Origin of the sequence: Pseudolysinimonas sp., from assembly GCF_044239695.1 — a bacterium.
Lineage (GTDB): Bacteria > Actinomycetota > Actinomycetes > Actinomycetales > Microbacteriaceae > Pseudolysinimonas_A.
This window is the reverse complement of the sequence record NZ_JBIIAW010000092.1, coordinates 1-12,070: the sequence shown is the minus strand read 5'-3', so window position 1 is coordinate 12,070 and position 12,070 is coordinate 1. Positions and strand designations below refer to the sequence as shown.

The following is a 12,070-nucleotide window of genomic DNA, read 5'->3' as shown; positions in this document are numbered from 1 at the left end:
ACACCCGCTACGAACTGCGGGCCGCCGGGCGCGTCGTCGGCTGGTTCGGCGTGACGGTGCGCAGCGCCGCAGAGCCCACGCCGGCGTCCGGGGCGGTCGATGCGCGCCTCGGTCGCATCTCCAACGTCGCGATGGATCTGACCGTCGAACTCGGTCGGGTGCGGATGAGCGTGCGCGAGGTGCTCTCGCTCGAGCCGGGCGCCGTCATCGAACTCGACCGTTCGGTCGGCGCCCCCGCCGATGTGCTCCTCAACGGACGACTCATCGCTCGCGGTGAGGTCGTCGTCGTCGACCAGGACTACGCGGTGCGCATCACGCGCATCCTCGACCCGGAAGAGAATGCCTGATGGAGACCCTGTTTCTGGCGCTCCGCGTCGTCGTCGCGCTCGGCGCGATCCTCGCCGTGATCTGGTTCGTGCAGCGCAAGGTGACCGGCGCCGGGGCGAAGTCCGCCGGCGGCACGAAGTCCGCCGTCGCCGGTCGCTTCGGCGCGTCGAAGAAGGCGATCACCGTGCTCGGCACCCACCGGCTCGGGGCGAAGGCCTCGATCACCGTCGTCGAGATCGACGGCGTGAAGATGGTGCTCGGCGTGACCGAGCACGGCATCTCGGTGCTCGAGCCCGCCCCGACCCCGCAACCCCTGGTGGTCGCCCCCGCGACCGCCGTGATCGCCCACCCCGAGGCGATCGCCCCGGAGAGCGACCTCACCCCGGTCGCCGCGTCCGCCGTGGAGACCCGTGCCACGGCGGACGTCCGGGAGCCCGAGCCCGTCGACTTCGCCGCGGTCTTCCGCGAAGCGCTCGAGGAGGCCGCCGAGACCCCGACCTTGGCGACCGTCACCGCGACGACGGCCGGGCGCGAGAAGGCGGAGCATGTGGCCCCGCGTCGGCGTCGTCGCCGGGTCAACATCCCGGCTCTCGCCGAACAACTGCTCCCTCACATGACACGCACCCTCGCCGGCGCGATCGGAATCCGCGTCGAGGCCAAGCCCCCCGCACCGATCGAGGCGCCCCCGGCATCCATTCGTCCCGTCCCCGTGCCGCAGACGGGGGCGACGGGCGCACTCGCGGCCTTCCTGAGGAACACCGAGCCGGACGAGAAGAAGCCCAGAGACTACTCGACCGCGTCCCCGCTCGCCGTGCACCTCCCGGTGCTCCGCCGCGCCTCGTAGCGGATGGACGGGACTGACGACCTCGGGGGGATCCTCGACGGTCTCCTCGGCTCGGGCACGGCCGCTTCCAACGGGGAGCCGTCGACCAGCGTCGTCGTACTGATCGGCATCACCCTGCTGTCGGTGGCGCCCGCGCTGCTGCTGATGATGACGTCGTTCACCAAGATCTTCGTCGTGCTCTCGATGACGCGCAACGCGCTCGGGCTCACCACGGTGCCGCCGAACCAGGTGCTCGCCGGCCTCACGCTCTTCCTGTCGCTGTTCATCATGTGGCCGGTGCTCACCGAGGTGAACACCGACGCGGTGCAGCCCTACCTCGACGGCTCGATGTCGTTCGGCAGCGCGGTGGATGCCGCCCTCCAGCCGCTCTCGCAGTTCATGCTCGCGCACACGCGCGAGGAGGACATCGCGCTGATGACCCGCGCGGCCGGGCTCGACAACCCGTCGAACGCGTCGGCGGTGCCGATCCAGACCCTCGTGCCGGCGTTCATGATCTCGGAGCTGCGGGCCGCGTTCATCATCGGCTTCGTCATCTTCGTGCCGTTCCTGGTGATCGACCTCGTCGTCTCGTCGGCGCTGATGGCGATGGGCATGATGATGCTCCCGCCCGTCATGGTGTCGCTGCCGTTCAAGATCCTGTTGTTCATCATGGTCGACGGCTGGGGCCTGCTCGTCACCAACCTCGTGGGGAGCTACAGCACCTGATGGATGCCGCCGCCGTTCTCGACCTCGCGCAGGATGCGCTCGTCGTCGCCGCCAAACTGGGCGCGCCGATCCTCATCACCTCGCTCGTCGTCGGCTTCGCGATCTCGCTCGTGCAGTCGATCACCCAGATCCAGGAGGTGACGCTGTCGTTCGTGCCGAAGGCCGTTGCGGTCGCCGTCGCGATGATCGTCTGCGGCCAGTGGATGATCGCCGAAATGGTGTCGTTCACCACCGAGCTGTTCGACCGCATCCCGAGCCTCGTCAGCGGAGGGTGAAGCGATCATGGGCTGGCTCGAGGCGGTGGCGTTGGCGGGGGTGCGCGTGACGGCGTTCGTCGTCATCGCGCCGCCGTTCAGCCACAACGCGATCCCGATGCGCATCAAGGCGATGCTCGGGGTCGGTCTCGGCGTCGCCGTGGCCCCGCGGGTCACCGGCGACTACGCGCCGCAGGAGATCGGCGGATTCCTGATCTCGCTCACCGGGGAGCTGGTCATCGGGCTGGCCCTCGGCTTCCTCGTGATGCTCGCGTTCTCGGCCGTGCAGTCGGCGGGATCGATGATCGACCTGTTCGGCGGCTTCCAGTTGGCGCAGGGCTTCGACCCGATGTCGATGATCAACGGTGCCCAGTTCTCCAAGCTCTTCCACCTCGTCGCGCTCGCGCTGCTGTTCGTGACCGACGGCTACCAGTTGGTGCTCGGCGGTCTGTTCCGCAGCTTCGGGGCGATCCCGGTCGGCGCGGGGCTCGACCTGCCCGCGAACGCCGACCTGTTCCTCGGCGGTCTGGGCCAGATGTTCCTCTCGGCGCTGCAGATCGCGGCCCCCCTTCTCGTGGTGCTGTTCCTCGCCGACGTCGGCCTCGGCCTGCTCAGTCGCGTGGCGCCGGCCCTCAACGCCTTCGCGCTCGGCTTCCCGCTCAAGATCCTGCTGACGATCGTCTTCGCCGGCATCGTCGTCTCGGCGCTGCCCGGGATCGTCGAGACGCTGACCGGCGACGCCGTCACCGCTCTGCTGGGACTGAGGTGATGCGGCGATGAGCGACACCGCCGGAGAACGCACCGAACGGGCCTCCCCCCGCAAGCTCAAGGAGGCCTACGAGAAGGGCAGCGTCGGCACCTCGAAGGACCTCGCCTCGTGGGTCGGCGTCGCCGCCGCGGCGGCGACGTTCACGACCGTCGGCCAGGCCACCGCCGACGCCGCCGGGGCCGCGCTGCTGCACGTGCGCGACGTCATCGCCGACCCCGAGCCCGAGAAGGCGCTCGCCGTCGCGACCGAGGCGTTCGACGCCGTCCTGCCCGCGCTCGCGCCGATGCTCGGCGTCGTGGCGATCGCCGCGATCGTGTCCGTCGCGGCGCAGGGCGGCATCCACCCGCGGCGGATCGTGCCGTCGCTGCGCAACTTCGATCTCGTCGCGGGCATCAAACGGATGTTCGGGTTCCAGGCGCTCTGGGAGGGCGGCAAGGGGCTGCTGAAGACGCTGGTCATCGGCGGCGTGCTGTTCATGGTCGTGCAGGGCCTCGTGCCGATCCTGATGAGCGCGGGACGGCTGCCGCTCGCCGTGGTGCTCGACACCGCCGCCGGCGGGGTCACCTCGCTGCTGCAGGCGGCGGTCGTCGCCGGACTCGTGCTCGCCCTGTTCGACGTGCTCGTCGTGCGCCGCCGCAACCGCAAGGTCACCTTCGTCACCAAGAAGGAGGCCCGCGACGAGCACAAGAACACCGACGGCGACCCGCTCGTGAAGGGCCAGCGCCGCAGCCGGCAGCTCGCGATGAGCCGCAACCGGATGCTCGCCGCCGTCGCCACCGCCGACGTCGTTCTGCTGAACCCGACCCACCTCGCGGTCGCCGTGAAATACGAACCCGGTCGGTCGGCCCCGCGCGTCGTGGCGAAGGGCGCCGACCACATCGCGACCCGCATCCGCGAGAGGGCGGGGGATGCCGGCATCCCGATGATCGAGGACCTCCCGCTCGCCCGAGCCGTCTACGCCGCGTGCGAGGTGGGGCAGGAGATCCCCGTCGAGCTCTACACCGCGATCGCGCGCCTGCTGGCGTTCGTCGCCTCGCTGACCAAGCGCGGGTCCGCCCGCGGCATCCACCGTCCGCTGCGCTCGTTCAGCGCGGCCGCCTGAGTCGTCCACCCCCGGGAGAAGAAGTGAACCTGCGCAAGAACTGGCCGAGCCTGGCCGTGCCGGTCGGCATCGTCGGCATCGTGCTGCTGCTCGTCGTGCCCGTGCCCGCGGCGCTGCTCGACGTGCTGATCATCGTCAACATCATGCTGGCGCTCGTCATCCTGCTGACCAGCATGTTCGTCAAGAAGCCGCTCGACTTCTCGATCTTCCCGTCGCTGCTGCTCGTCGCGACGCTCTTCCGCCTCGGCCTCAACGTCGCCTCGACCCGGCTCGTGCTCGGCGACGGCTATGCCGGGCAGGTCATCGAGGCGCTCGGCCACGTCGCGGTCGGCGACTCGCTGATCATCGGCGTCGTCGTCTTCCTCATCCTCGTCATCATCCAGTTCGTCGTCGTGACGAAGGGCGCCGAGCGCGTCGCCGAAGTGGGGGCGCGCTTCACCCTCGACGCGATGCCCGGCAAGCAGATGGCGATCGACGCCGACCTCAACGCCGGCGCCATCACCGAGGACCAGGCGCGGGTGCGTCGCGCCGAGGTCTCGGCCGAAGCCGACTTCTACGGCGCGATGGACGGAGCGTCGAAGTTCGTCAAGGGCGACGCGATCGCCGGCATCATCATCGTCGTCGTCAACGTCGTCGGCGGCATCGCGATCGGGATGCTGCAGCGCGGGATGGCGGTCGAGGACGCGCTCTCGACCTACGCGATCCTGACGATCGGCGACGGCCTCGTCACCCAGATCCCCGCGCTGCTGCTCGCCGTGTCGACCGGTGTCATCGTGACCCGCTCGAACGCCGAAGCCGACATGGGCACCACGACGTCGACGCAGCTCACCCAGTCGCCGCTCGCGATCACCATCGCGGGGGCCGGCGCGATCGTGCTCGGGCTCATCCCGGGGATGCCGTTGCTGCCCTTCGCGGTCGTCGGGCTCACCCTCATCGTGCTCGGCCGCCGCGTCGCGGCGCGCAAGAAGCGCGTCGTGCAGGACGCCGAGCTCGAAGCCGCCGCCGCGGCCGACGAGACGCCCAAGGACGGCGCCGAGGATCTCATCGAGCAGATGCGCGTGCACGCCCTCGAGATCCAGCTCTCGCCCGACCTCGTGCCGATCGCCTCCGGCTCCGACGACCTGCTCGGCCGCGTGCGCGCGCTGCGCCGGAGGCTCGCGATGGAACTCGGCATCGTCGTGCCGCCCGTGCGCACCCGCGACAACGTCGAGCTGCCGCTCTCCACCTACGTCATCCGCGTCGCCGGCGTCGAAGCCGGCCGCGGCACCGCCCCGGTCGGTCGCCTGCTCGCGCTCGGCGACCACCTCGACGCGCTGCCCGGCGTCGAAACCGTCGACCCGGTGTTCGGGATGACCGGCAAATGGGTGCCGATCGAGATGCGGCACGGCGCCGAGATGGCGGGCGCCACGGTCATCGACCGGGTGTCGGTGATCATCACCCACCTCTCGGCGGTGATCTCGTCGAACGCCCCGCGGCTCCTCTCGCGCGAAGACGTGCGCCTGCTCACCGACGGCGTCAAGCAGGTCAACCCCGCGGCCGTCGACGAACTGGTGCCGTCGCTGCTGTCGCTCGCCGAAGTGCAGCGGGTGCTGCAGGGGCTGCTCGCCGAGCGGGTGCCGATCAACGACCTCGGCCGCATCTACGAGGCGCTGGCCCTGCGCGCCAAGGTCTCCAGCGACCCCGACGGCCTCGTCGAAGCCGCCCGCGCCGCGCTCGGGCCGGTGATCGCGCAGCCCCACCTCGAGGACGGCAAGCTGCACGTCGTCATGATCGAGCCGCTGCTCGAGCAGGCCATGCTCGAGTCGCTCCGCCCGGGCGAAGGCGGCGCACAGATCGTCTTCGACCCGACGCGCCTGGAAGCCGTCATCACGTCGCTGGCCGGCATCGTCGAGACCGCGCGTCAGGCCGGCACGCCCGTCGTGCTGGTCTGCGCCCCCGCGCTCCGCCCCGCCGTGCGGCGCCTCGTCGCGACCCACCGGGACGGGCTGCCCGTGCTCTCCTACCAGGAGGCTGCGGCGGCGCAGACCGCGATCGAGACCGTGGGGGTGGTGCGTGTCCTGGATCCGATTGCGGTGTGACCCCGCCCGGGTCGGGGACCCGGCGGCGCACGTACGCGCCCTGCACGGGCCGTCCGCCCGGCTGATCCGGGTCGACGAGGTGCGCACCGGCGGCATCGCGGGCTTCTTCGCCCGCCGCTACCTGGACCTCGTCGTCGAACTCCCCGATCCCGTGCTCCCGGATCTGCCGGAGTCGCTCGACGACGAGGCGCTCGTTCCGGCATCCGATCGGCTGTCGACGCAGGGGCCGGGATTCGATCGCGTGCTCGGCGACTTCGAGTCGATGCTCGCCACCCGCCGACCGCTGGGACGGGGAGCGACGGTGCCCCGCATCGCGATGCTGAAGCGCGCGCCCGGCGAACTCGTCATGATCGCCGGGTTGCTCGGTGAGGCGCTCCCCGTCGCGGCGCACCTGGCCGGCCCCGCAGGCATCCTGCGCATCGGCGGCGGACTCGAGTCGCGCGCCGCTGCCCGCATCGACGACCGCCGCACCGCCGTGCTGCAGAAGGCGGATGCCGAGGAGGCAGGGCTGCCCGTCTTCCTGGCCTGGGGCGTCGGCTCGGGCGATCCCGAGCAGGTCGCCGCCGACATCCGGGTCGGACAGATCGCGCCCGACCGGCTCTGGGTCGTGATCGACCCGGCGCGCAAGCACGAGGACACCAAGGCCTGGGTCAGCGCGCTCGCCCGGCACCGCCGCCTCGACGCGTATCTCGCTCTCGCCGGCCCGTACACCGCGAGTGCCGGCACGGTCGGACTCCTCGGCTTGCCTCGGGGGGAACTCGGAGGCTAGGGGCTAGTCTCGACGCCATGTTGGTCGTCACACGCAAGAAGGGCGAGAAGGTCCTCATCGGGGACGACATCGTCGTGACGATCATCGATGTGCGCCGCGACGGGGTGCGCGTGGGCGTCGACGCCCCGCGGGGCATCCGCATCCAGCGGCACGAAGTGGTCGAGGCGCTCGCCGAAGCCAACGCCGAAGCCGCGCAGGCCGGCGACGAGTCGACCGGGGCGGCGCTCGCCGAAGCCCTCGGGGGCCGGGCGGCGAAGCCCGCCGACGGCGCCTCCTCCTGACCGCGGTCCCCTCGCCTCGGATGCGCATCACCGTCCCCACCGAGGACCTGCGCACGCGGCTCGCCGACGCGGCCGAGGTCGTCGTGTGGGATCTCGCCTCCCCGGCGCCGTGGCCGGCGATCGATGTCGTCGTGCCGCCCTATATGGGGTCGCTCGATCTACTCGCGGCGCTCGACGGCGTCGCCGTCCGGCTCGTGCAGAGCCAGAGCATCGGCTACGACGGAGTGCTCGAGCGCCTCCCCGAGGGGGTCGCGTTCGCCAACGCGGCGGGCGTGCACGAAGGTCCGGCGGCCGAGATCGGGATGGCGCTGGTGCTCGCCGCGCAACGCGACCTGCCGCGGTTCGTGCGGCAGCAGGATGCCCAGGAGTGGCGCGGCGGCTTCACCCGCGGCCTCGCCGGGCTCCGCGTTGTCGTCGTCGGTGCCGGCGGACTCGGCAGCGCGATGGTCGACCGCCTCCTGCCGTTCGACGCGAGACCGGTGCGGGTGGCCCGGTCGCGGCGCACCGACTCCCGCGGCGAGGTGGCGGCGCTCGACGAGCTGCCCGAGCTGCTGAGCGGTGCCGAGGCCGTCGTGATCTGCCTGCCGCTCGACGACTCGACGCACCACCTCGTCGATGCGGGATTCCTGGCCCGGATGCCCGACGGCGCGATCCTCGTGAACATCGGGCGCGGCGGCATCGTCGATACCGATGCGCTGCTCGGGGAGCTCGGCACCGGGCGGCTGCGGGCGGGGCTCGACGTCACCGATCCGGAACCCCTCCCCGCGGGGCACCCGCTGTGGAGCGCGCCGGGCGTCGTCATCTCCCCGCACGTCGGCGGTCAGGTGCGCACGATGCCCGACGCCGTCGAGGCCCTCGTGCGGCGCCAGATCGCGGCGCTGGCGGCGGGGGAGACCCCGTCGAACCTGGTTGCCGCGTCGGCGTGAGCGCGAAGGCTCCTCCTGCTACGGAAGAACGATCTCCAACGCTGCCAACGTCACTTCCGCAAGGACACCAATCCCGGTGGTAAGAAGCGACCACCACACGATCCGATGCTTTCTCCATGCGATTGTCGACATTGCGACAATGCTCCGCGAAAGAGAGGCGGTCGGGTCCTCCTCGCTGAGGATGCGCTCGAGTTCCCGTGGGGCAAGTGACCGCAGGCGCCCGAAGTACGTGAAGTCCGATCCCGAGTGATTTGAGGGAGTCTGAGCCGCTTTGGCGACGTTGAGACGCGGCGCGATCGCCCACGCGGCCAGTGCTGCCGCCACCAGCAACAACGCGAATCCGGGCCAATAGAAGAGTCCCCTACGAATCGGATCGACGGACTCGAAGATTTGGCCTCCATCAGAGAGCGCAATCAGTGCCACGACGAGACCCGAGTCGAGGGCCAAGAAGTAGGACGCCTTCGCGTCAACCTTTCCGATCGCATCGGAGATTGCCGCATAGATCTGCCAAGCGCTCTCCGAGGGTTCGACTGTCACGCTGTTCTCCGAATCCGACACGATTTGTTGTCCTGGTCCTTCCAGGGTTGTTTGCGGTGACGTTGTCGGTAGATTGCCGCTAATCGAAGCTCCAGTCAATGATCGCCGGGATCTGGCGAGGATTGGCGAGTTCGAACTCGTGATCGAGAGGGCTCCCGTGACTAGCGACGTCTATACACAGCATGTTCTCGCCATCGAGAAACCGCTGGAACTTAGGCCTCAGGCGATGACGGGCGCCCAAGCAACGCTGCTCACTGGTGAGTCAGCAGTGGAGGTGCTGGGCCGAAGTTACGCAGACCCTGAGACTCAATCTCGAGTCAAGGGCAGGACGCCTCTTTCTCTCGACCGTGACAGAATTCTCTACTCCGATCGTTTCCGAAGGCAGGACGATAAGTATCACGTTCTGCTCTTCGGCAACACCACGCGTGCGCGCAACTACACCAGTCATGCGGTCAAGGCCGCCCACCTTGCGCGGGTGATCGCAACGAGGTTAAGGCTGAATCCCGACCTCGCGGAAGCCATCGCGCTTGGCTCTAAGATCGGAGCGGTCCCCTTCATCCACGTCGGGAAAGATCGTGTTCCCGACTGGATCATCAAGCAATTCACAAGGGGCGAGCCTGTCCCTCAGAAATTTGGCAACGAGCCAAGCGGGATTCCGACGTGGATTGCAAAAATCAAGAATCCAGATAGCCGTGTCGCTGTCCGCGAGTATTTCCCGTGGGCTTTCAGCGATCTAGACTCGTCGCCGTACACGTCGGGCATGTTCAGCTACTGGCACCTTGCAATGAATCCCTTCTTGAAGAAGCCTCGATCCGACGGACAAGGGTCGCTCTACACTGCACAGCTTCTCTATGGGATCTGGCACCATTCATTGAAGGACGTTTCCGACGAGTTCTCCCACGAAGTGAAGTTTGGCGAGACCAGCTATGGCATCTCCAACTCACATGCGACATACGAGGCAATGGTCGCGCGCTACTGCGATGACATTGCATGGGTGATTGAGAACCTCGCGGAGGCATCGCGGGTCGATCTTCTCGACGAGAGGTCGCCAGTCCTTGCGACGCTCGGTGCTGACGCACACTCTTGGACGCCCACGGCGTACGCCGCACTCACAGCCAAGGACTCCGGTGCGCTGTACTCGTTCTTCATTCACGACCTGGTCAACACTTCCGAGCCTCGGCTCGACAGGCTCGGCGATGATCGAACGCGCCGCGAGTCAAGGATCAGGGAAACCATCACGCTCTCGGACGGGGGACAGGAAGTCCTTCGTTACACCAAGGACTTCCTTGGCCGCCAAGTCTTCGGCCATCGCTTGATCGAGGCGCGTAACTCCGCACTAGAAGCGCTGATTTCCACTGCGTTGGACATCCTCGCGAAGGCTGACGCCTATGACGGCAGCCCTCTGCGTAGGGCCGTGCACCGGATCGCTGTACTCGAAGGGTGGGGCACCGACGAGCAAGAACAACAAGTCGCGCTTCTGGCCAAGAGCAAAGAGTTTCGAGTTCAGGCGAGCGTCGCGGTGCTCGCAACGATGTCAGACCGCGATGTGTTCGAACTCGTGGGGCTTCGCTAGCGTGGCCATCCCTCTTAGTGAACTTGCGACAACTGCGAATAGGTTCAGCATCAATGCCGCGGCGGCGGGTCAGCGCCTGTTCACGAATTCAGAAGAGGTCTTCGGGTTCTGGGTGATAGTCGACTTGGTGGGGAGTGCGGCCGCTCGAGAGATCAGCGAAGAGCAAGAGTACGTGCGGAGCGCCGCCTTCGTCATCGCAATCCGCGAGCTCCTGGGCTCCTACAAGCCAGGTGACATTTGCCTGTTCAAGGAGCTCGGCGATGGCGTGTTCGTCTACGCCCGCACTCTTCGCCACGCGTTTGAGATGTTGCTGCTGGCCGATGCCGTTGCGGAGGCGAGCGGCCGCTTTGGCGCACCCAAGTTGGATTTTAGGGCGGCAGTAACGGCGGGTTCTGCACGAACGTTCGGCGCGGACTACCTAGGGCGTCCGCTTGACCTATGCAGCCGGCTCGTCGGCTACGAGCCCTCCACTGCTGACTCTCTTGGGGTCGTCGATTTGGCGACGTTGGCGCATCTTGACCAAGCAACACAGATCGCCTGCCTGAAGTTCGATGATGCACGCCTCCTTCGGGACAAGCGACCTGACGTGCGTCTCGCCTTTAGCGAGATTCATCTAGATCGCGCGAGGCGAGACGCGTCGTCCGACGAGCTTTCAATGCTCTGATAGCGAGCGTGCCCCGATCGCCGGAAGGCAGCCGAACGTTCGGTCCCGCACCGGAGGTCGTGCGGTACGTTCGCCCGCTCAGCCGCGACCTCAACCATCTGTCCTATCGAGGCGCGAGAGACCCGGACTGGATGCAGCCGCTCCTCGGCCACATTCTCCTGGAAGTCGTTGGGGTCTCAGCCGCCCGCGTAGCGCGCGAGGTCGTCGGCGTCGCGGGCGCGGTTCTGCGCGCGCCGGGCCGCATCGAGGGCGGCGACCGGGTCGGCCTCGTTCTCGGCGATGACGAGTTCCCGCTTCGCCTCGGCGAGCTTCGTGCGCGACCCCGCGCCGCCGCCGTGCGAGCCGATGTAGTCCTCGACCGACGAGATCTGCGTGCGCGCCGAGACCAGCGCCCCGGCGAGGGCGCCGCGCGCGCCGTCGAGGCGGCGCTGCTGGTTGCGCGCCGCCGACACGGCGACGTCGAGCGCGTCCCCGGCATCCACGAGGCGATCGAGCTCGGCGACCGGATCGCGCCGGCCCGTGCCGCCGAGCGTGGCGAGCTCGGCTTCGAGGGCGCCGACGGCGTCGTTGACGATCGCCGACGAGTCGGGGTCCGGCGGAGCGTCGCGCAGGGCCCGCGCCTCCTCGAGCGCCGTCTTCTGCTCGGCGGCCAGCGCGGCGACACCCGCGACGGCGGCCGCCAGCTCGTCGCGGCGGTGCTCGATCGCCTCGAGCAGGGCGGCGGCATCCCGAGCACGCTGCTGCGCCGTGGCGAGGGCGTCGGTCACCGCCGTGACCCGGCTCGCGGCGATCGCGGCGTCGACCTCGTCGGCGGCGGCACGGGCCTCGGCGACCGCGGTCGCGGCGGCCTCCAGGTTGCCGGCCACGGGAGCCACGGCGGCGTCGACGTAGTCCTCGGCAAGTACGGCGAGCACCTTCGTCGCGTCCGCGCGCCGGGCCTCGACGGCGGCGAGCTGCGTGCGGATGAGCTTCAGCGTCTCGGGTGCGCTCTCTTCGCTGCGCCGCAGCTCGGCGAAGCGCGCGGCTTCGACCTGCACCGTCTCCCGGGCCCGATCGGCCATGGCCTGGATGCTCTTCGCCCAGCCCCGCCGGCGGTTCTCGCCCTCCCACTCGGCGTCGTCGAGCCGGTTCTGCAGTTCGAACGCCCGGTCGAGGTCGGCGCGCGCGGCGTCGAGAGCGCGGGCGAAGTCGCGGGTGCGGTCCTCACCGAACTGGGCCAGCGCGAAGGCGAGGTCGTCGGC

14 protein-coding genes are annotated in these 12,070 nt (G+C 69.0%); 12 read left to right on the top strand and 2 right to left on the bottom strand.

Going from position 1 to position 12,070, the window contains the following annotated elements:
* The 10 genes from fliN to ACILQS_RS12785 all read left to right on the top strand — a co-directional run.
* On the top strand, positions 1-347 hold a 347-nt coding region (gene fliN / locus ACILQS_RS12830), incomplete at its 5' end, for a flagellar motor switch protein FliN (protein WP_395640521.1).
* A complete protein-coding gene (locus ACILQS_RS12825; protein ID WP_395640520.1) occupies positions 347-1,171 on the top strand; it encodes a FliO/MopB family protein in 825 nt (274 codons plus the stop codon). The genes fliN and ACILQS_RS12825, both read left to right, overlap by 1 nt.
* 3 nt (positions 1,172-1,174) lie before the next feature.
* Entirely contained in the window at positions 1,175-1,876 is a 702-nt protein-coding gene (gene fliP / locus ACILQS_RS12820; protein ID WP_395640519.1) for a flagellar type III secretion system pore protein FliP, read from the top strand.
* On the top strand, positions 1,876-2,151 hold the full coding sequence (gene fliQ / locus ACILQS_RS12815) for a flagellar biosynthesis protein FliQ (protein WP_395640518.1): 276 nt from the start codon (positions 1,876-1,878) through the stop codon (positions 2,149-2,151). Before fliP ends, fliQ begins: the two co-directional genes overlap by 1 nt.
* Before the next feature lie 7 nt (positions 2,152-2,158).
* Positions 2,159-2,899 carry a flagellar biosynthetic protein FliR gene (locus ACILQS_RS12810; protein WP_395640517.1) on the top strand — a complete coding sequence of 247 codons (741 nt, stop codon included), beginning with the start codon at positions 2,159-2,161 and terminating at the stop codon, positions 2,897-2,899.
* Between the two features lie 7 nt (positions 2,900-2,906).
* Positions 2,907-4,001 carry a flagellar biosynthesis protein FlhB gene (locus tag ACILQS_RS12805; protein WP_395640516.1) on the top strand — a complete coding sequence of 365 codons (1,095 nt, stop codon included), beginning with the start codon at positions 2,907-2,909 and terminating at the stop codon, positions 3,999-4,001.
* Positions 4,002-4,024: 23 nt separating this feature from the next.
* Positions 4,025-6,079 (top strand): flagellar biosynthesis protein FlhA, encoded by a 2,055-nt coding sequence (locus ACILQS_RS12800; RefSeq protein WP_395640515.1) that lies wholly within the window; start codon positions 4,025-4,027, stop codon positions 6,077-6,079.
* Positions 6,054-6,848: a hypothetical protein gene (locus ACILQS_RS12795; RefSeq protein ID WP_395640514.1), complete on the top strand. Its 795-nt coding sequence runs from the start codon at positions 6,054-6,056 to the stop codon at positions 6,846-6,848. Before ACILQS_RS12800 ends, ACILQS_RS12795 begins: the two co-directional genes overlap by 26 nt.
* Positions 6,849-6,865: 17 nt before the next feature.
* A complete protein-coding gene (locus tag ACILQS_RS12790) occupies positions 6,866-7,129 on the top strand; it encodes a carbon storage regulator (RefSeq protein ID WP_395640513.1) in 264 nt (87 codons plus the stop codon).
* A 20-nt stretch (positions 7,130-7,149) separates the two neighbouring features.
* Complete coding sequence (locus ACILQS_RS12785) at positions 7,150-8,055, top strand: NAD(P)-dependent oxidoreductase (RefSeq protein ID WP_395640512.1); 906 nt, start codon at positions 7,150-7,152, stop codon at positions 8,053-8,055.
* Between the two features lie 18 nt (positions 8,056-8,073).
* Here ACILQS_RS12785 and ACILQS_RS12780 read toward each other — a convergent pair whose 3' ends face one another.
* Positions 8,074-8,592: a Pycsar system effector family protein gene (locus ACILQS_RS12780; protein ID WP_395640511.1), complete on the bottom strand. Its 519-nt coding sequence runs from the start codon at positions 8,590-8,592 to the stop codon at positions 8,074-8,076.
* A 157-nt stretch (positions 8,593-8,749) separates the two neighbouring features.
* On the opposite strand from ACILQS_RS12780, the gene ACILQS_RS12775 reads away from it, so the two are divergent.
* Positions 8,750-10,165, top strand: a complete 1,416-nt coding sequence (locus tag ACILQS_RS12775; protein ID WP_395640510.1) for a hypothetical protein — start codon at positions 8,750-8,752, stop codon at positions 10,163-10,165.
* A gap of 1 nt (position 10,166) precedes the next feature.
* The gene (locus ACILQS_RS12770) at positions 10,167-10,829 is read left to right on the top strand and encodes a hypothetical protein (RefSeq protein ID WP_395640509.1); all 663 of its coding nucleotides are present in this window, start codon (positions 10,167-10,169) and stop codon (positions 10,827-10,829) included.
* Positions 10,830-11,005: 176 nt separating this feature from the next.
* Here ACILQS_RS12770 and ACILQS_RS12765 read toward each other — a convergent pair.
* The coding region (locus ACILQS_RS12765) for a hypothetical protein (RefSeq protein ID WP_395640508.1) at positions 11,006-12,070 on the bottom strand (1,065 nt) is incomplete at its 5' end.

What these genes read in the sequence shown, in the direction of transcription:
- ACILQS_RS12805 (WP_395640516.1), top strand. Translation starts at nt 2,907, where the DNA reads ATGAGCGACACCGCCGGAGAACGCACCGAACGGGCCTCCCCCCGCAAG.
- fliQ (WP_395640518.1), top strand. Translation starts at nt 1,876, where the DNA reads ATGGATGCCGCCGCCGTTCTCGACCTCGCGCAGGATGCGCTCGTCGTC.
- ACILQS_RS12825 (WP_395640520.1), top strand. Translation starts at nt 347, where the DNA reads ATGGAGACCCTGTTTCTGGCGCTCCGCGTCGTCGTCGCGCTCGGCGCG.
- fliP (WP_395640519.1), top strand. Translation starts at nt 1,175, where the DNA reads ATGGACGGGACTGACGACCTCGGGGGGATCCTCGACGGTCTCCTCGGC.
- ACILQS_RS12810 (WP_395640517.1), top strand. Translation starts at nt 2,159, where the DNA reads ATGGGCTGGCTCGAGGCGGTGGCGTTGGCGGGGGTGCGCGTGACGGCG.
- ACILQS_RS12785 (WP_395640512.1), top strand. Translation starts at nt 7,150, where the DNA reads ATGCGCATCACCGTCCCCACCGAGGACCTGCGCACGCGGCTCGCCGAC.
- ACILQS_RS12790 (WP_395640513.1), top strand. Translation starts at nt 6,866, where the DNA reads ATGTTGGTCGTCACACGCAAGAAGGGCGAGAAGGTCCTCATCGGGGAC.